This window comes from Stenotrophomonas sp. YJH_SMC_123 (assembly GCF_059368215.1).
Genome location: NZ_JCAFRM010000008.1, coordinates 181,045 through 197,744, shown reverse-complemented (window position 1 = coordinate 197,744; position 16,700 = coordinate 181,045). Strand labels below are relative to the sequence as shown.

The window sequence follows — 16,700 nt, the reverse complement described above, 5'->3', positions numbered from 1 at the left end:
CGGAGGGCCGCGCGGTGTCGCAAGCGTCACAAGCTGTCGTCTTTTGGTCAACGACGAGAACGCGAAGCTGTGACCGGGTGCAAGCACTGGTGATGTGTCAGATCACGCGGTCCGTGGCTGACATGCGTACGTGCTAAGCACCCTGCAGGTGTGAAGTGCATGCTGGACCGCGCATCCTCCGCGGCCCGGTTCCGCACCGATTGGCTCTACAAGGAAGCCTCTTGCCCAGCATCCGGCGCCAGGCAGGCGGCCCTGCTTTGCTCGCTCGAGTCCGCAATGACTGCCTCGCTGAAACCACTTCGGCTCAAGTACAGGCGATTCCACCGATCCAGGGCATCGCCGTCACGCGCCCAACAGGCGTAGCGTGTAATGGTCTCCAGATTGTCGATGGTCGGGTAGCGCTGTGCGATTTCGTCCAGCCCCTGGCGCATCAGCGGCCAATCGGGTGTCGCCGCGCGGAAGTGATCGGCCGAATACGCGGTGGCTGACCAGTACAGCCGTGCGTAGCGCATGGCCCGCTTTTTCTTCGGGATACTGGCCATCGAGCGCCGTGCGAAGGCTTCCATCTTCCGTGCGCTGCCGCCCCAGGCCGGCGTGAAGTGCTGCAGGGCAATGAAGTGCAGCGGCTCGTAGTCGGGGAAGGCCTTCGCTGCACGGTCGACGAGCGTCAGTAGTTCTTCGTCATCCGCGCCCTCGCGCAGCGCGATCAGCACGCTCATCTCGTGCCAGAACGGGTCGCCGCCGGCAACGCCCTCATGCGATTGCAGGTAGGCCTGCGAAGCCGCGTTGTACTCATGGAACTGAGCCCAGTCTTCGGCATTGACGGTGTTGGCGTAACCATTTCCGCGGTAGCTCCAGGCCAGGTTGAGCGGAATCCGTGCAGTCATCAGGTGGGCTGCCGGCGACTTTGGCGCATGCTGAACCCAGCGCGCCGCCCAGGCCGACCAGCGGTTCCAGGCCTCCACCTCCTGCCGCGCCGTGCCGATTGCACGCGACATGCAGAGGTAGAAACGGCCCAGCCGGGATTCGCCGGCGGCGTTGAGCTCGCCCGTGCGGAGGCGCGCGGCCATCGCGTCCAGTGCCGGAAAGTCGTCGTTGGACATCAACTGCGCGATTTCGCTGCAGTCATCCGTGACGTCGGGGTCCCGGGCCGCCACGGCTGAAGGGGCGAACAGACTGGCCACGCTCAAGAGCGTGCCGACGAAGAGCGTCCTGCGCATCGGGGGGGCATCCTTGCATTGATGGGAGCCTGCGGAGGACCGCAGTGCCGCGAAGCATACCAAGGTGCGCTTTGCGCCATGCTGCGTCGCAAGGTGCCAGCCACCATTCGCACTGGTACGGTCCGACCCGTTGCACCACCACCGACGGGGAGAGACGACGATGCGCAAGCTTTTGCTGCTGTTGATCCTGCTGACCGGCCTGGCGCCCACCGCCTGGGCCGCCACGGTCAAGACCACCCATCGCATCATTCCCAGCTGGGATGGCACGCCTCTCGGGGCCTTCATCATCGAGCCGCAGGATGCCGGCAGCGGGCGCTATCCGCTGCTGGTCATGCCCAGCAGCTGGGCGGTGCCCAGCGTGGAGTACGTGGGCGTGGCACAGTCGCTGGCGCAGCGCGGCTATGTGGTCATCAGCTACAGCTCGCGCGGCTTCTGGGAGTCGGGTGGCAGCATCGACATCGCCGGGCCCGCCACGGTCGAGGATGTCAGCGCGCTGATCGACTGGGCGCTGGACAACACCCGCGCCGATCCGGCCAGGATCGGGGTCTCGGGCATCTCCTATGGCGCCGGCACCAGCCTGCTGGCGGCGGCGCGCGACCCCCGCATCAAGGCCGTTGCCGCACTCAGTGGCTGGGCCGACCTGCAGGCGTCGCTGTACAGCCATGACACACCCAGCGCCCAGGGCATCGCCCTGCTGGTGGCGGCGGGTCTGGCCACCGGCCGCCCCGGCGCGGAGCTGGCCACCATCAACCGCAATGTGCTGGTCGGCAATTACCAGGGGGCGGTGGACTCGCTGCTGCCGGTGGCCGCACAGCGCAGCCCGGCCAGCGGCCTTGAAGAGATCAACGCCAACCAGCCGGCGGTATTCCTCGCCAATGCCTTCAATGACAGCCTGTTCCCGCCGGGCCAGCTGGTCGATTTCTTCAACCGCCTGAAGGGGCCCAAGCAGCTGCAGTTGCGCCACGGCGACCATGCCCTCAACGAGGCCTTCGGTGCGTTCGGCATTCCCAATGAGGTCTATGCCGCCGTAGGCGACTGGTTCGACCACTACCTGAAGGGCGTGGACAATGGCATCGATCGCCAGGCAGCGGTACAGCTGAAGTCGCAGAAGGGCAGCTGGAGCCGCTATCCGGACTGGCAGGCCACCAATGCGGGCGCCGTCAGCTACGGCCTGACCGCACCCTCCGGTTTGCTGCTGCCCACCGGCGGCCTGGCGGAGAACGGTGGCGCTACCGGCTGGAGCTACCGCATCGGCAGCGGGCTGCTGACGGCTGCCAGTTCCGGCGTGGTGATGGCCTCCGGTGCACTGCAGATGATCAACCTGCCGCCCGGCGCCTATGTACCGTTCGTCGGCCGCAACGCCGCCGGCGTCTGGCAGGGCCCGATCTACTGGAGCGCACGTCGCCTGGATGGCGCACCGGAAGTGCGGGTGACGGTGACGCCCAGCCGCGCCAATACCACGCTGTATGCCTACCTGTATGCCGAAGACGCGCTGGGCAACGGCCAGCTGGTCAGCCACAAGCCCTACACCCTGCGCGGGGCCACGCCCGGCCAGCCGAAAACAATCGATCTCCGCCTGGAAGCCAGCAGCTGGAACCTCCCGGCCGGCAGCCGCCTGACCCTGGTGGTCGATACCGTGGACCTGCGCTATGCGGGCATCAGCCAGCTGGGCGGTGCGGTGACCTTCAGCTCACCGGCCAACGCGCCTTCGGTGCTGAAGGTGCCCCTGCATTGACGTGGCGCCGCGCCCGTTGCGGCGGGCGCGGCACGACAGACCTGAAAGTTGCCAGACTGGAGCGCAATCCAGTCGAGAGGTGAATCGATGGCGCTCGCTTCGTTGCTGGTCGGCGCGGTACTGGCAGCAGGCACCCAAGGCTGTGCCACAGATTGGCCAAGCACGCTGTTGATGGATCTGGAGGCTGCTGACGCGGCCCTGCGCGACAGCCATTCCGGGGTGGTTGACCCGCACAATCCCGGCTTCGTCTCCCAGATGGACGGCGCCCTCAGTGTCTACATGGATATCAGGCCTCAGCCATTGCCCAGTGGGCTGAGCCGGATTTCGGTGCCCATGAAGGTCTACCGCGGTCGCGGGCGCGGTTCGAACGAGCCCTACGTACCGGATCGCCGCTACGCGGGGGACATGCGGGACACGCAGGCGCTGGAGGCATGGATCCTGGAGGGCAGGGACTGATCGGACCTGATCGGAACCCGCCGCCCGCGCTGCGCTGATGGAGGATCATTCCCCCTGTGGCAACAACACCCGGATCATCTCGTGCTGCCTGGACAGATTCGCCCGTTGCACGAAACCCTGGACGATCGAGGCTGCCACCTTGCGCTGGTTGTCCATGTCCAGCAACGGTGCGATGGCCTGCCCGGAACCGTCGGGGCTGTCCCGGAACGGGCAACCGACCGGGCCAGCCGTGGTGAATGTCAGGATCGCCTTGGCCACGCGCGCCGACGGCGAACGCGGCGCATCGAAGATCACCAGCGTTCGCTCGTAACTGATACCCGTCGCACGTACGGTCGAGTGCAGGGAATCCTCGATGGTCATGTGCGCGCCGAGATCCTCGGCAAGCGCATTCAAGCAGTTGGCCGCCGTCGCCCTGCGCAGCGTTGCAGGGTCGGTGCGGATGATCATCGCGCAGTCGACGTCCGAGATCGGTACCTGGGTGACATCCAGGTAGGGGTTCTGTGCCAGCGTCCCGATCAACGCCAGATCGTCGCTGTAGCCACAGGATGCGGCAGATGTCTGCAGGCGTTGCAGCAGCGTTGCGACCCGCTGCGCGACCCACTGCCGCCCCTGCCGCAGGCGATGCGTGTGGGTGGCCGACAGGGCGCCGTGATCGAATCCTGAAGATGACGCCTGCATGCGCATTTTGACCTCACGCATGCAGGCATCGACCTGCTGCATGCAGTCCCTGTCATCGGCGAACACCGGCGCCGTCGAGATGCTATCGATCACCCTGCCGAACGTCGCCAGGTCGCCCTGCTGGTCGCGGTACCAGTCGTGGATGCGCTGCACATTGCGGCGACGCTTCTCCAGCTTGTCCGCACCCGGCCAGCCCGGATAGGCGGCGATCTCGCACAGCATGGTCAGTCCTTCCCACAGGTGGTACTCCATGCTGGGCAGGGGCAGCCGCCAGCGCTCTTCCGCGCCGGCATCCTCTGCAATCACCAGATGGTTGCGGATGATGTCCGACCACACTGTCACGGCCTCCACGGTATCGCGGCGCGGCGTGGTCACATCGATCAGTTCCATCAGGATCGGCCGCGGCGTCACCGGGTCGTCGCCGACAGGCGCCTTCGGATCCTTCACCCATCGCGCGTGCCAGGTGTAGCCCATGCGGTACAGTACGAACGGCTTGATGCCGTCGTTGAGGATGATGCCGGGTGGCGGCGGAGGGGCAGGTGGCGGCTGCACGGGCAGTGGCGGCTGCGGCGGGGGCAGCACGGACGGGCTGGCCAAGGCCGTGGAGGTGCCGATGCCCTTCAGCGGTTCGCTGGTGAACAGATGCAGGCCCGCGCGGTCACGCTGGTAGACCTTCCGGAACGCCTGCGGAGTGTCACAGGTCACCAGGCACTGCTGGCCGGGCGGCACATGGATGTCCACCGGTGCAAGATCCACCACTTGGCCGGCCAGCGGATTCTGGTTGGGTGGGAAGACACTGATCTCCAATGCGATGTTGAGGCCGGCGCCGAGCATCACCTCGATCACGATGTCCTCCACGCCGCCGTGCAGGGCGTCCTGGGCCGGGATCGGAATCCAGGGATTGATCACCACCTGCGTATCCCAGTCGGACCGGCCGAAATCGAACAGCGTCGGTGGCGGCTGGGCCGGGCGTTCAAGCAGTGCGTCCAGTGCGTTGCCGCCCTTGACGTAGAAGAACATCAGCGGCTCGTCGGGCTTCAGGCTGTAGTCGCGCCGTACCTTGCTGGACAGGCTGCGCAGCTGGTCCTTGATGTCCGACAGGGCCTTCACCACGACCGAGCGGACGTCGGGATACGCCTGCGCGTTGTTGATCTGCGCGGTGAGCTGCTTGCTGATGTGGCGCCGGGCCTCGCGCTCGGGCGTGCTCTCTTTCATGGTGGGCCTCGCTGGGGTTGCAGGGGATCACATGGGTTCGCGCTGGAGGCTCAGGCGGGTGACAGCAGGGCGGCGATCTCCCGGTACCAGCCGATCTCCTGGCTACCGGGCCTGGCGCCGGCCAGGGCCTCGTCAACCTCCGGTGTTCCTGCGCCCGGAACCTCCACCCTTGCTCCCAGGATGTTGCGCAGTTCGGTCACCGGTACCCGTCCGATGCTCGCCACCTCCCAGTCGGTCACCAGGCAGGACTGGGGGCGCGCAGGGCTGCTGGCACTGGCCTGGACGTTGTTCTCGGCCTCCTGCGCCATCCGCAGAAGCTCCTCGGCCGTGGTGCGGAAGCGAACCAGGGAGAAGCTGCCTCCCCCATCCGGAAACAGCCGGGCACGCAGATCGCATGCGGCGCGTCCCTGCCCAAGCCAGATGCCAAGCTCCTCCTCGAACTCGCGGCGCGCGGCGCGCTCCTTGCGTTCGTTGTTCAGGCGGCCGCCGCCGGGCAGGGCCCATTGCCCCGCCTGGTTCACCAGCGCCGGGGGCAGGCCATCCGACCACGCCCCGACTTCCGCCACCAGGCGTTGTGCCAGTATCAACGCAGCGGCCCAGTTCGGCGCACCCCGGGTGGGCGGCGGCAACGCGATGGAGAGCTCCCGCAAGGTTGCTCGCGCAGCGCTGAACGGGGGAGGGGTTCTTGCGTCCTCGCGGAACAGGCTCTGCAGAGCGGCCAGCGTCTCCATGGCGATGTCATCGGTCTGCGGATGCGTGCGTTCGGCGCTTTCAAGCGCCCGGTCCAGTGCGTCCATGGTGCGGGGCAGCGTGCGTTCGCCGCGGTAGGCGACTGACCCTGCGGCGCGCCAGGCGCCGGAAAGCAGCTTCTTCACCAGATCCCAGTCCTGCTCTGTGCCACCGCCGGACGCGTTGCGGATGGCCAGCACAGCGGCCATCGCCTCGGCAGAAAGTACGACAACGGAATTGCTGCCCCACCAGCTGTTGAGCACCCGTTTGCGGACGACCAGATAGTGGGCTCCATCCCAGACTGCGACGTAGACCTGGTTCATGGTGCACCCCCCCGTTCAACCTGCGTGGAGGGGGCTGGGCGCATTGCCGCTGTGCCATCGATAGTCCGGGAAAGGCATGCCATGTCTCGCTCCTGTGGGCTCGAAAGGTGGGGGCGGCGACGTTGCCATCGGGGGTGCAGGCCGTGCGTCGCCGCGAATCCACTGTAGGAGCGAGGGGCGAGGGAGGATCGGCGCCAGCCACGATGTATGCGGCGGAACCGACGGAACAGGAGCGCGGGTGCATTGATTTCCCCGCGTTGGCGCAGAGCCCGTGGCCGCCCAGGGATCAGCGACTGCCGGCGCCTGCCTCCGGGTCGTGCACCACGCGCAGCTTCTTCTTGTTGATCTTGCCGACGCTGATCACCTGGCTGTTCCTGAAGGACTACCTGCGTTGAGTGGCAGCCGCTGCAGCGTCAAGCCTGGCGGTCGAGACACCATGCTAGCCTTCCCCTTGGCAGGAGTGCCTGACAGGGGGAAGGCATGGACACACGACGCCGCGTTTCCAGCGTATTGACTGCATCCGGCATGCTCGCACTGGCACTGTCCGCCAATGCGCTCGCGCATCCGGGCGGGCTCGACAAGCAGGGGTGCCACACCAACCGGAAAACGGGTGAGTATCACTGTCATCGAGGCGCTCCAGCGGCACCTCGATACGTCGACACTCCGCGCAGCAGTTTCGCCCCCGCGCCCGCGCGCAGTTCCCGGGTGTTTGCCAACTGCGCGGAGGCCCGCGCCGCCGGGGCGGCGCCGGTACGGCGTGGTGATCCGGGCTATGGCCCGCACCTCGATCGTGACAATGATGGCGTGGGCTGCGAACCCTATCGCGGCCGCAGGTAGGGCATGGCCCGCCTGGCTTCAACTCCCGTTTCCCCGCATTCGTCGGCAATCGCCGGGGATCGGTCGCACGATCTCCCCGTATGGCAGGGCCATGCCCTAGGCTGTTGGGATTGAACTGCTGGGATGCAAGCAACCATGAACCGCTGGATTTTCCTGGCATTGGCCACGCTCCCGTTCACTGCCGGTGCCGTGGTCATCCGTGATGATGTGGACGACGCCCGGTATCAGATCGATGCATCGGCCTTCCCCGCGCTGGCCGACATGCCGGGCGAGGGGCACGGCGTCCTGATCGCGCCGCGCTGGGTGCTGACCGCCGCGCATGCCGCGCCGATGGAAGGGAGGGGCGCCACCATCACCATCAATGGGAACGGCTACGGCGTCGAGCGTGTCTTCCTGCACCCCGGCTACCGGAAGATGCCCGAGGCGCTGGGCAAGGAAGCGATGGCAACCGGGAGCGCGTCGAAAATCCACGCGTTCCTGGCAGCATCGGATGACATTGCGTTGATCAGACTTGCCGCACCGGTGAGCGATGTGCCGCCGGTCGCACTCTACCGGGGCGCCGACGAGGTCACGCAGGTCGCCGCCCTGATAGGGAGAGGCGCCACCGGCAATGGTGCGACTGGCCTGATGCCCGGCGGGCCGCATCGTACAACGCTGCGGCGGGCCTGCAACGCGATCACAGGCGGCAACACGCGCTATCTCTGGTACCGGTTTGATCCGCCTCCGCAGGGCCTTCCCCTTGAAGGCGTGCTCGGCAACGGCGACAGCGGCGGCCCGCTGGTGATCGAGAAAGATGAGGCCTGGCAGCTGGTGGGCCTCGGTTCCTGGATCACCGCCGTACCCGAGCATGCGCTGGAAGCGGGTTTCTATGGGCAGGTGGTCTACAACGTGCGTGTGTCCCGCTACATCGACTGGATCGAAAGCATCATCGAGCGTGACGCGTCACTTTAGTTCTTGTTCCCGTAGCCCGGCGGTGCGGAGCAGGCGTAGCGGAAGCAAGCGCGCCTTAACGATTCATGGTCTCGAACAAGCGCACGGTGCGGATCTCAGCCGGTGCGACGGGCGCTCGTATCCTTCCCGACATGAGTCCTCCCTTCGATCTTCCAGAGTTCATGACGGTCACCCGGCCCTCCGGCTGGGTACGGAGCGGCGAGCGCTGGGACCTGTGGTGGAACGGGCGCTCGGTGGCCAACATCGTGCCGCATGCCGAACTTGGCTTCCGGGTCTACCTGGATGCACGCAGGATGTCCCAGACCAAGGTGGTGGCCGCCACGAATGTGCGGCAGGCCAGGCGCTACGCCGAGCGCTGGTGTGCTGCGCGGCTCTGCCCACAGCTGCGGCTGCGCGAGGCAGTGGCACGCCTGGTGGACGTAGCGCCGGAAACAGGCGCTGCGCCGTCGCCCGCGCTTTCGCGGGAACAACGGCAGCAGGCCCGCCGCCTGGCCGAGGCCGGGGCGGGGGAGGTGGTACGGATCAAGCAGGCACTGGCGCCGCGACAGCCCGCGATGAAGACCCGACCGGAAGTGCAGGGGCGGGGTGGAGCCTGGTCGATACCCGGCCAGGCTCCGTCAAACCGACATTCGAACAACAATTCCTCCCCAGCCAGGGTTATGCCGAGAGTTCTTCGCGAACGATCCTCGCTCCCGCGCTGAGTGCGCGCAGCTTGCCCCTGGCCACGTCGCGCGCCAGTGGCGCCATGCCACAGTTGGTGCTCGGGTAGAGCTTGTCGGCGTCCACGAACTGCAGCGCCCTGCGCAGGGTGTTGGCCACGTCCTCCGGGGTTTCCACCGTGGTGGAGGCCACGTCGATGGCACCGACCATCACCTTCTTGCCGCGCACCAGCTCGATCAGGTCGATCGGCACATGGGAGTTGTGGCATTCCAGCGAGATGATGTCGAGGCTGGAGGTCTGCAGCTTCGGGAACGACTCCTCGTACTGGCGCCATTCCGAACCCAGCGTCTGCTTCCAGTCGGTGTTGGCCTTGATGCCGTAGCCGTAGCAGATGTGCACCGCCGTCTCGCACTTCAGCCCTTCGATCGCACGCTCCAGGGCGGCCACGCCCCAGTCGTTCACCTCGTCGAAGAACACATTGAAGGCCGGCTCATCGAACTGGATGATGTCAACGCCGGCGGCCTCCAGTTCCTTCGCTTCCTCATTGAGGATCTTCGCGAACTCCCAGGCCAGCTTCTCGCGGCTCCTGTAGTGCGCGTCGTACAGCGTGTCGATCATCGTCATCGGGCCCGGCAGCGCCCACTTGATCGGCTGCGTGGTCTGGCGGCGCAGGAACTTCGCATCCTCCACGAACACCGGCTTCGGGCGGCTCACCGCGCCAACCACGGTCGGCACGCTGGCGTCGTAGCGGTTGCGGATGCGCACGGTTTCGCGCTTCTCGAAGTCGACGCCGCTGAGATGCTCGATGAAGGTGGTGACGAAATGCTGCCGGGTCTGCTCGCCGTCGCTGACGATATCAATGCCGGCGTGCTGCTGTTCCTGCAGGGACAGGCGAAGGGCGTCCTGCTTGCCTTCAAGCAGCGCTTCGTCCTGCAGCTTCCAGGGTGACCAGAGTGTTTCGGGCTCTGCCAGCCAGGAGGGTTTGGGCAGGCTGCCTGCGGTGGAGGTGGGGAGCAGCGTCTTCGTCGGCATTGTGTCGTGTGTCCTGGGGCGGTTGGTAAATCGATGGATCAGCGGGCGGCCCACTGCTCAAGCACGGCGCGGTACGGCTTGATGAAGTGCTCTTCGGTGAACCTGCCCTGCTTGACCGCCAGCTGGCTGCGCTCTTCGCGGTCGTAGACGATGCGGGTGGAGGAGTAGTCCTGGTGCTTCAGGCTGGGCTGGTAGACCTTGCCGGCCACGGAATTGGCGTTGTAGATCTCCGGGCGGTAGATCTTCTGGAAGGCTTCCATGGTGCTGATGGTGCCGATCAGTTCCAGGTTCGAGTAATCGCCCAGCAGGTCGCCCTGGAAGTAGAACGCCAGCGGCGCGACGCTGCCCGGTGGCATGAAATAGCGCACCTGCAGGCCCATCTTGTCGAAGTACTGGTCGGTGGGGGAGAACTCACCCTGGCGGTATTCCACGCCCAGGATCGGGTGATGGTTCTCGGTGCGGTGGTAGGTCCTGCTGCTGGAAACACTGATGCAGATCACCGGCCCCTTGCTGAAGTTGGCGCGGTAGGCGTCCGAGCGCAGGAAGTGCTGGAACAGCTTGCCGTGCAGGTCGCCAAAGCCCTCCGGAATGCCGAAGGTGTCCTTGCCCTCGTTGCTGGCCGGCAGCACGACGCTGAAGTCGTAGTCGCGCACGTAGGACGAGAAGTTGTTGCCAACGATGCCCTCGCTACGCACGCCGGTCTGCGTATCGACGATGGTCGGCCGCAGCACTTCGATCAACGGGAACGGATCGCTGCCGTCGGCGCCGTCGATGTGCATCTCCACGGAGATGATGTCCAGCTCGACCGCATAGCGGTCCGCATTCGGGTTGTCCCAATGTGCCAGGTCGTTGAAGCGGTTGTTGATCATGCTGATCGTGTTGCGCAGGTTCTCCCGCCGCGACGCGCCACGGGCCAGGTTGGCGAAGTTGGTGGTGATGCGCGTGCCCTCGGCCGGCTGGTAATCCTCGTTGAAGGGGATGTGCGTGATGCTGAAGGTGAAGGTATCGGTCGTCATGGCGGCGTTCCGGGTTGCGGGGTGACATCCAGATGCAGGTCGGCGGCGTCTGGCATTCAAAGCGTTGCGGTGGCCTCTGCGGTAGCGGGAGGCGCGGCGCGATGGGACAGCGCCAGCAGGGGCATCGCCCGCTGCACGGCCAGTCGCGCACGCTGGATCAGTGCGTCGTTGTTCACGCGGCCCTCGGCGAAATCGCGGTCGGTGGCGTAGACGCCCAGGGGCAGGGTGCGGGCCTGGAAGAAGCTGAAGAGCGGGCGCAGCTGGTGGTCGATCACAAGGGCATGGCGCTCGCTGCCGCCGGTGGCGGCCAGCAGGATCGGGGTGTCGACCAGCGCATCCTGGTCGATGAAGTCGAAGAAGTGCTTGAACAGGCCGGTGTAGGAGCCGCGGTAGACCGGCGTGGCCACCACCAGGACGTCGGCCTGTTCAACCGCAACCAGCTGCCGCTCCACGGCCTCGGGCAGCTGCGAGCGCCACAGCGCACCGGCCAGCTGCGGTGCCAGCTCACCGAGTTCGATCAGCTGCTGTTCGCTGTGGATGTCCTCGCCGATCAGGTCCAGCAGATGCTCGGCCAGGGCGGCGGCCCTGGAGGGGCGTTGCAGTCCGCCGGAAACGGCGACGATACGGAGGGGGCGGGTCATCTGTTCGCTATCAGCGGGGGAGGGGAGCGCCTTCGGGCATCTGCAGGTGCGCAGCCCCGCAGGCCGGCTGGGTCAGCAGGCTGGCAGGCAACCGAAGGCATGACCCGATCCTAGCCATGCCCTTCCATGACGTAAAATGGTATTACTTCACCAATCCATGAATGAGATTCATCGTCATGCTGGAACGGATCCACCTCAGCATCGTGCAGCAGGTCGAACAGCAGGGCTCGCTCACCGCGGCCGCCGGCGTGCTCAACCTGACCCAGTCGGCGCTCAGCCACAGCATGAAAAAGCTGGAGCAGCAGCTGGGCACCGATGTCTGGCTGCGCGAAGGCCGCAGCCTGCGCCTGACCCAGGCCGGGCAGTACCTGCTGGCGGTCGCCAACCGGGTACTGCCGCAGCTGGACCTGGCCGAGGAGCGGTTGGGCCAGTTCGCGCAGGGCGAGCGCGGCGCGCTGCGCATCGGCATGGAATGCCATCCGTGCTACCAGTGGCTGCTGAAGATCGTCTCTCCCTACCTGGCGGCGTGGCCGGACGTGGATGTGGACGTCAAGCAGAAGTTCCAGTTCGGTGGCATCGGCGCATTGTTCGGTTACGAGATCGACCTGCTGGTCACGCCCGATCCACTGCTGAAGCCGGGCCTGAAGTTCATCCCCGTGTTCGATTACGAGCAGGTGCTGGTGGTGGCCAGCAACCACGCCCTGGCCAAGGTGGACCACGTAAAGCCGCGCCAGCTCGGCCAGGAAGTGCTGATCAGCTACCCGGTGCCGTTCGAGCGCCTGGACATCTACAACCAGTTCCTGCTGCCGGCCGGCATCACCCCGCGGCGCCACAAGGCCATCGAAACCACCGACATCATGATGCAGATGGTGGCCAGCGGCCGCGGCGTGGCTGCCATGCCGCGCTGGCTGGTGGAGGAGTACGCCACGCGCATGGACGTGGTGCCCGTACGGCTGGGCGCCAAGGGCATCCCCAAGCAGATCTACCTGGGTGCGCGCGAGGCCGATACCGGTATCGACTACCTGCAGGCCTTCATCGAACTGGCCCGCAACAGCTCGCCGCTTGCCGGCAATGTGGGCGGAGCGCGTTGATGTCGGCAGGCCTGTCACTGCGGGCGGAAGCCTTCATCAACGCCTTTTCACTGGAAGTCAGCGCGAAGGCCATGCCTGCGCTGCGCGCCGAGGCGGATCGGATCCCGCGCGGTACGGTCATCTCCATTCCCTGGCTGGCCAGCGAGGATGACGACGCCCGCCTGGCCGCCGTGCGCACCGTGCGCGCGCTCGGATTCGAGCCGATGCCGCATCTCTCTGCCCGCCGCATCCGGTCAGCCGCATCGCTTGCGCGCTTCCTGGAGCGTGCGGCCGGCGACGCCGGGGGCGCGCGTTGCCTGCTGATCGCGGGCGACCTGGCCACGCCCGCTGGGCCGTTTGCCGACAGTGCTTCGATCATCCAGACCGGTCTTCTGGAGCACTCCGGGATCAAGGTCGTTGGTATCGGCGGACACCCGGAAGGGCATCCGGTAATGAGCAGTGACGAACGCTGGCAGGCGCTTGAGCGTAAATGCCAGAGCATCGAAGCGCGCGGCATGGCCGCCTTGATCGTCACCCAGTTCGCCTTCGATGCCGATGCCGTGCTGGCCTGGCTGGAGGCACTGCGCGCGCGTGGCATCAGCGTCCCGGTGCTGGTCGGCGTGCCGGGCCCGGCCAGCGTCTCTCGCCTGCTGCGCTACGCCGCGATGTGCGGCGTGGGCGCCAGTGCATCGATGCTGGCCCGGTATGGCATCTCGATCGGCCGGGTGCTCGGCACGGCAGGGCCGGAGGTGTTCGTCGATTGCCTGGTGAAGGGGCTGACCCGCGCCCATGGCCAGGTCAGCCCGCATTTCTTCCCGTTCGGCGGTATTGCGCCGTCGCTGGAGTGGGTGGCGCAGTACCGGCGGCGCATTTCCGGCACCGATGGTTGAATCGCCTCAGCCCGGCAGGTCGCACTTCATCTTTCCGTCCACGTAGTAGGGCTTGGGCACGCTCGGGTTCGGGTTGGTCTTCTCGAAGACCACCTCGAACGAGGCGGTGTCGGGCGAGCCCTTGCGCTCGGTACACGCGTCCTGCAGCTTCTTCTTGACCGCAGTGATGCCGACATCGCGGTTGGCACCCTCGGCACTGTTGGTCAGATTCACGGTCTCGGCCGAGGCCAGGGGGCTCAGCGCAAGCAGGGCGCCGGTCAGTATCAGGGTGTGCAGCTTCGTCATGGTTTTTACCTGGCAGGTCTCCAATGAGTGCCCCAGCATAGGGCCGGGCCGTCAACAGCATGTGCCCGGCCCGGCCCGCCCCGGCCGGGTCAGGCCAGGGCGTGCTCGCCACGGCGTAACCGGCGATGGCTGACAGCTGTCACTGGCTGCAACCCGGGCGGAAGCGAATAGTGAGCGCCAAGGCGAGGACACCTCGCCACCACTCAGCCACCACTCACCAGGGGGACCGCTCATGAACATGCTCCAGCAACTCGCCTCGCAGACGCCGATCTGGGTCTGGCTGCTCCTGGCCTTCCTGGTCACCCGTGGCATTGCCGCCATGAAGCCGGCCCAGACCTCGCTGCAGAAGCTGGCGATCGTGCCCGGCCTGTTTGCCGTCTGGGGCGCGTGGTCGATCAGCCATCGTTTCGGCGCGTCGCTGATCGCCTGGAGCGAGTGGCTGGCCGGCATCGCCACGGGGGCCGCGCTTGCCTGGCTGCTGTTGAGTCGATTGAAGCTGACGCTGGACCGCAGCACCGGCAAGCTCTGGCGCAGCGCGGACCTCAGCCTGCTGCCGCTGCTGCTGGTCACCTTCCTGGTGAAGTACGGCTTCGAGGTCGCATTTGCGGTGTCGCCGACGCTGACCGCCAGTGCCGGCTTCAGCGCCGCCTATCTGCTGCTGACCGGCGGGTTCACTGGCGTCTTCGTGGGCAAGTACTGTCGCTACCTGGCCTCGCTGCGGATGGATGCGGCGGGGAAGGGACTGGAAACCGCAGGTTGATTGACCTGGTAGTGCCGGTCGCTGGAGGCTCCGCAGGTCATCGGCAATCGAGTTTGGCGTTACCATCGGAGCGGCTGCACCTCCCGTGAGAGCCCGGGATGGATGGAACCATCTGAGCAGGAATCGATAGTGGAAGCGATATATCCGGTCGGCGTTGCAGGGGGAATGCGGATCATCTGGTTTGCCTGGGTATCAGGTGACCATGATCGGGTGATGTCCAGCAATGGAAGGCCTGTCTGCGATAGCAGCAAGGAAGGGCTGGAGGGTCAGGTTGCCGCGCGCGGCCGAGTCCTGGACTGGGAAGGAGAGTCCGTCATTGACCTCGACTCGCTGATCTCGTCTGTAGATTCAGGGCGGGAGGTCGACCCCGGGGAGGTCGTGGATGCATGGAATTTCATGACGGACCTCTCCAGGGTGATCGACAACGCCCCCAATCAGCTGTTTCATGCCGAGTTGATGGAGACCTATGACATCTTCTTTTCGCAGTGCGAGGTCGCTCAATCGCTTGGTCTGAGATCGATTTCCATTGCAAGGCGCGATCTGGATCGAGCCCTTGTTGTCCTGCGCGACGGAAGGCGGATGGTGCAGGGCATCCAGTTGAACATTGAAAGTCCTGTGCCGTCGCCAACCGTCGGGCGCACGCATGAGATCCATTGATCTGTGGACAATGAAACGGAACGCCAGGAAGGCTGGGTTGCGGGTGGTTGGCAACTTTCTGATTGTTTCGTACACGCGCGATGTGATCTCCGGGTTTGCCATGGACCCAGCGCCGTCCTCCATCTATGTATGGACCTTCGCACTTCCGGTCTATGACGGCCTGCCACACCTGCATATGTCTCTCGGCCAGAGGGTCGCTTGCCCGGAAGATCCAAAGGACTTTTTCCGCGGCACGCACGAGGCTCACCTCGCAATGCTCGAAGGGGTGAGAACAGCTGCGGACCTTCTGATGTATGTTGAAGAGGCCGGTTTCGAGGGCGATTACTGCCAATGGGTGAAGTACCTGTCCACCATTCGCCTGGGCGATTTCCCGGCCGCAGACGCTGCACTGAAGAATCTGCTCGCACTGCCGGTGTCCAGCGCGATCCGCGGAAGACTGGACAGGATGCTGGAGGCAATCGGGCGAGGTGGCGAATCAGGCGCGCGGCAGCTTCTGCAGGAATGGTCGATGCAGACGGCCCGATTGATGGGTGGCAGCAGCACATTCGCCTGGAGTCAGGACAGCACAAGCGCGTGAACCGTGCGGTTGCTCACGCCTCCCCACGCCACTGGCTCATCAGCATCTGAAGGAATCGCTCTGCGGTGGGCGAGAGCAGGGCACCCCGTCGGCGGACGATGCCGATCGTGCGCGACACCACCGGGTTGCCGATCGCGCGCGTCACCAGGGTGGGGTGATCCCCGTCCGGCGTGGCCATCTTCGGTAGCACCGACACGCCGATGCCGGCCTCGACCATGCCCAGTGACGTCGACAGGTGCGTCACCTCGTAGTGCCAGCTCAACTTGAGGTTCTCGCGCGCCAGCGCGCCGTCCAGCAGCGTGCGGTTACCGCTGGTGCGATGCACGGTGATCAGCTGGTGCTCGGCCAGATCAGCCCATTCCACTTTGCGCTTGCGGGCCAGCGGATGATCGCGCCGGCAGGCGAGGACGAAGGGGTCCTCGGCCAGCACGTCGAAGTCGAGATTCGGATCGTTGGCGCCCATGAAGTTGATGCCGAACTCGACTTCACCACGTTCCACTGCCTGCAGACCCTCCGTGGCCGGGATATCCAGAATGCGGAAGCGCACGTTCGGGTGTGCTTCGTGGAAACGCGCCATCACGCTGGGCAGGAAGTAGAACGCCGCCGTCGGCAGGCACGCGATGGTCACGGTGGCGCCGCGGGTGTCCTCCCGGCCGCGCAGCGAGAACAGCGAGCCATCGAATTCCTCCAGCATGCGGCGCACCAGTGGCAGCAGGTTCTCGCCGACAGCGGTGGTACTGACGCTGCGCGTGGTGCGCTCCAGCAGCGGCGAACCCACGGCCTGCTCCAGCTTCTGTATCCGTCGGCTGAGCGCCGGCTGGGAGACGTGCAGGATTTCAGCGGCGCGATGGAAGCTGCGTGTCTCCGATACCAGCAGGAACGCGCGTAGATCCAGGATTTCGCAATTGATGCTCATTGGGTATCAATCATCCAAAAATCAGCAATTCACAGATCAATTAGGGTCATGC

17 protein-coding genes and 1 pseudogene are annotated in these 16,700 nt (G+C 65.8%); 10 read left to right on the top strand and 8 right to left on the bottom strand.

All coding sequences use genetic code 11. From position 1 onward, the window contains the following. Window positions 1-206: 206 nt before the first annotated feature. On the bottom strand, window positions 207-1,220 hold the full coding sequence (locus tag AC5P5W_RS17535; protein WP_134808895.1) for a DUF4034 domain-containing protein: 1,014 nt from the start codon (window positions 1,218-1,220) through the stop codon (window positions 207-209). Window positions 1,221-1,380: 160 nt separating this feature from the next. Between AC5P5W_RS17535 and AC5P5W_RS17530 the strand changes: the two genes are divergently transcribed. Both AC5P5W_RS17530 and AC5P5W_RS17525 read left to right on the top strand, forming a co-directional pair. Further along, a complete protein-coding gene (locus tag AC5P5W_RS17530) occupies window positions 1,381-2,955 on the top strand; it encodes a S15 peptidase family protein (RefSeq protein WP_197575579.1) in 1,575 nt (524 codons plus the stop codon). Between the two features lie 270 nt (window positions 2,956-3,225). Next, window positions 3,226-3,411, top strand: a pseudogene (locus tag AC5P5W_RS17525) (S41 family peptidase); the annotation flags it as partial. Window positions 3,412-3,456: 45 nt separating this feature from the next. Here the strand turns inward: AC5P5W_RS17525 and AC5P5W_RS17520 are convergent. After that, on the bottom strand, window positions 3,457-5,304 hold the full coding sequence (locus AC5P5W_RS17520; protein ID WP_197574221.1) for a hypothetical protein: 1,848 nt from the start codon (window positions 5,302-5,304) through the stop codon (window positions 3,457-3,459). A 50-nt stretch (window positions 5,305-5,354) separates the two neighbouring features. Next, on the bottom strand, window positions 5,355-6,356 hold the full coding sequence (locus AC5P5W_RS17515) for an NUDIX hydrolase (RefSeq protein WP_111206843.1): 1,002 nt from the start codon (window positions 6,354-6,356) through the stop codon (window positions 5,355-5,357). A gap of 480 nt (window positions 6,357-6,836) precedes the next feature. Here AC5P5W_RS17515 and AC5P5W_RS17510 point away from each other — a divergent pair, with 480 nt between their 5' ends. The 3 genes from AC5P5W_RS17510 to AC5P5W_RS17500 all read left to right on the top strand — a co-directional run bounded on the left by AC5P5W_RS17510 (window position 6,837) and on the right by AC5P5W_RS17500 (window position 8,845). Next, window positions 6,837-7,193, top strand: coding sequence for an excalibur calcium-binding domain-containing protein (locus tag AC5P5W_RS17510; RefSeq protein ID WP_111206845.1), 357 nt, complete (start codon window positions 6,837-6,839; stop codon window positions 7,191-7,193). Window positions 7,194-7,328: 135 nt separating this feature from the next. Next, the gene (locus AC5P5W_RS17505; RefSeq protein ID WP_197574220.1) at window positions 7,329-8,144 is read left to right on the top strand and encodes a trypsin-like serine protease; all 816 of its coding nucleotides are present in this window, start codon (window positions 7,329-7,331) and stop codon (window positions 8,142-8,144) included. Between the two features lie 65 nt (window positions 8,145-8,209). Further along, window positions 8,210-8,845, top strand: a complete 636-nt coding sequence (locus AC5P5W_RS17500) for a hypothetical protein (protein WP_111206846.1) — start codon at window positions 8,210-8,212, stop codon at window positions 8,843-8,845. Here the strand turns inward: AC5P5W_RS17500 and AC5P5W_RS17495 are convergent. Genes AC5P5W_RS17495 through msuE form a run of 3 tightly spaced genes read right to left on the bottom strand, consistent with a single transcriptional unit; the run spans window position 8,802 to window position 11,493 of the window. Beyond that, window positions 8,802-9,836, bottom strand: a complete 1,035-nt coding sequence (locus AC5P5W_RS17495; protein WP_014647229.1) for a methionine synthase — start codon at window positions 9,834-9,836, stop codon at window positions 8,802-8,804. The two genes, AC5P5W_RS17500 and AC5P5W_RS17495, sit on opposite strands and share 44 nt — an antisense overlap. Before the next feature lie 38 nt (window positions 9,837-9,874). Beyond that, window positions 9,875-10,852 (bottom strand): DUF1852 domain-containing protein, encoded by a 978-nt coding sequence (locus AC5P5W_RS17490; protein WP_197574219.1) that lies wholly within the window; start codon window positions 10,850-10,852, stop codon window positions 9,875-9,877. 56 nt (window positions 10,853-10,908) lie between these two features. Continuing rightward, window positions 10,909-11,493 (bottom strand): FMN reductase, encoded by a 585-nt coding sequence (gene msuE, locus AC5P5W_RS17485; protein ID WP_049439650.1) that lies wholly within the window; start codon window positions 11,491-11,493, stop codon window positions 10,909-10,911. Window positions 11,494-11,669: 176 nt separating this feature from the next. Here msuE and AC5P5W_RS17480 point away from each other — a divergent pair, with 176 nt between their 5' ends. Further along, window positions 11,670-12,584, top strand: coding sequence for a LysR family transcriptional regulator (locus AC5P5W_RS17480; protein WP_032958925.1), 915 nt, complete (start codon window positions 11,670-11,672; stop codon window positions 12,582-12,584). Beyond that, window positions 12,584-13,453, top strand: coding sequence for a methylenetetrahydrofolate reductase (locus AC5P5W_RS17475; protein ID WP_495221317.1), 870 nt, complete (start codon window positions 12,584-12,586; stop codon window positions 13,451-13,453). The genes AC5P5W_RS17480 and AC5P5W_RS17475 overlap by 1 nt, the downstream gene beginning before the upstream one ends. A 6-nt stretch (window positions 13,454-13,459) precedes the next feature. Here the strand turns inward: AC5P5W_RS17475 and AC5P5W_RS17470 are convergent, their stop codons facing one another. After that, window positions 13,460-13,738, bottom strand: a complete 279-nt coding sequence (locus tag AC5P5W_RS17470) for a hypothetical protein (protein ID WP_046430762.1) — start codon at window positions 13,736-13,738, stop codon at window positions 13,460-13,462. Between the two features lie 232 nt (window positions 13,739-13,970). Between AC5P5W_RS17470 and AC5P5W_RS17465 the strand changes: the two genes are divergently transcribed. The 3 genes from AC5P5W_RS17465 to AC5P5W_RS17455 all read left to right on the top strand — a co-directional run bounded on the left by AC5P5W_RS17465 (window position 13,971) and on the right by AC5P5W_RS17455 (window position 15,732). Next, entirely contained in the window at window positions 13,971-14,498 is a 528-nt protein-coding gene (locus AC5P5W_RS17465) for a DUF6622 family protein (protein WP_197574217.1), read from the top strand. Between the two features lie 129 nt (window positions 14,499-14,627). Next, window positions 14,628-15,155 (top strand): hypothetical protein, encoded by a 528-nt coding sequence (locus AC5P5W_RS17460; RefSeq protein WP_180834645.1) that lies wholly within the window; start codon window positions 14,628-14,630, stop codon window positions 15,153-15,155. A gap of 10 nt (window positions 15,156-15,165) precedes the next feature. After that, on the top strand, window positions 15,166-15,732 hold the full coding sequence (locus AC5P5W_RS17455; RefSeq protein ID WP_032958916.1) for a hypothetical protein: 567 nt from the start codon (window positions 15,166-15,168) through the stop codon (window positions 15,730-15,732). Window positions 15,733-15,745: 13 nt separating this feature from the next. Here the strand turns inward: AC5P5W_RS17455 and AC5P5W_RS17450 are convergent, their stop codons facing one another. Continuing rightward, the gene (locus tag AC5P5W_RS17450) at window positions 15,746-16,648 is read right to left on the bottom strand and encodes a LysR family transcriptional regulator (RefSeq protein ID WP_010485668.1); all 903 of its coding nucleotides are present in this window, start codon (window positions 16,646-16,648) and stop codon (window positions 15,746-15,748) included. Window positions 16,649-16,700: the final 52 nt, after the last annotated feature.

Excerpts from the sequence above, each read along its gene's own strand:
- AC5P5W_RS17535 (WP_134808895.1), bottom strand. The coding sequence starts at position 1,220 with ATGCGCAGGACGCTCTTCGTCGGCACGCTCTTGAGCGTGGCCAGTCTG.
- AC5P5W_RS17530 (WP_197575579.1), top strand. The coding sequence starts at position 1,381 with ATGCGCAAGCTTTTGCTGCTGTTGATCCTGCTGACCGGCCTGGCGCCC.
- AC5P5W_RS17520 (WP_197574221.1), bottom strand. The coding sequence starts at position 5,304 with ATGAAAGAGAGCACGCCCGAGCGCGAGGCCCGGCGCCACATCAGCAAG.
- AC5P5W_RS17515 (WP_111206843.1), bottom strand. The coding sequence starts at position 6,356 with ATGAACCAGGTCTACGTCGCAGTCTGGGATGGAGCCCACTATCTGGTC.
- AC5P5W_RS17510 (WP_111206845.1), top strand. The coding sequence starts at position 6,837 with ATGGACACACGACGCCGCGTTTCCAGCGTATTGACTGCATCCGGCATG.
- AC5P5W_RS17505 (WP_197574220.1), top strand. The coding sequence starts at position 7,329 with ATGAACCGCTGGATTTTCCTGGCATTGGCCACGCTCCCGTTCACTGCC.
- AC5P5W_RS17500 (WP_111206846.1), top strand. The coding sequence starts at position 8,210 with ATGGTCTCGAACAAGCGCACGGTGCGGATCTCAGCCGGTGCGACGGGC.
- AC5P5W_RS17495 (WP_014647229.1), bottom strand. The coding sequence starts at position 9,836 with ATGCCGACGAAGACGCTGCTCCCCACCTCCACCGCAGGCAGCCTGCCC.
- AC5P5W_RS17490 (WP_197574219.1), bottom strand. The coding sequence starts at position 10,852 with ATGACGACCGATACCTTCACCTTCAGCATCACGCACATCCCCTTCAAC.
- msuE (WP_049439650.1), bottom strand. The coding sequence starts at position 11,493 with ATGACCCGCCCCCTCCGTATCGTCGCCGTTTCCGGCGGACTGCAACGC.
- AC5P5W_RS17480 (WP_032958925.1), top strand. The coding sequence starts at position 11,670 with ATGCTGGAACGGATCCACCTCAGCATCGTGCAGCAGGTCGAACAGCAG.
- AC5P5W_RS17475 (WP_495221317.1), top strand. The coding sequence starts at position 12,584 with ATGTCGGCAGGCCTGTCACTGCGGGCGGAAGCCTTCATCAACGCCTTT.
- AC5P5W_RS17470 (WP_046430762.1), bottom strand. The coding sequence starts at position 13,738 with ATGACGAAGCTGCACACCCTGATACTGACCGGCGCCCTGCTTGCGCTG.
- AC5P5W_RS17465 (WP_197574217.1), top strand. The coding sequence starts at position 13,971 with ATGAACATGCTCCAGCAACTCGCCTCGCAGACGCCGATCTGGGTCTGG.
- AC5P5W_RS17455 (WP_032958916.1), top strand. The coding sequence starts at position 15,166 with ATGAAACGGAACGCCAGGAAGGCTGGGTTGCGGGTGGTTGGCAACTTT.
- AC5P5W_RS17450 (WP_010485668.1), bottom strand. The coding sequence starts at position 16,648 with ATGAGCATCAATTGCGAAATCCTGGATCTACGCGCGTTCCTGCTGGTA.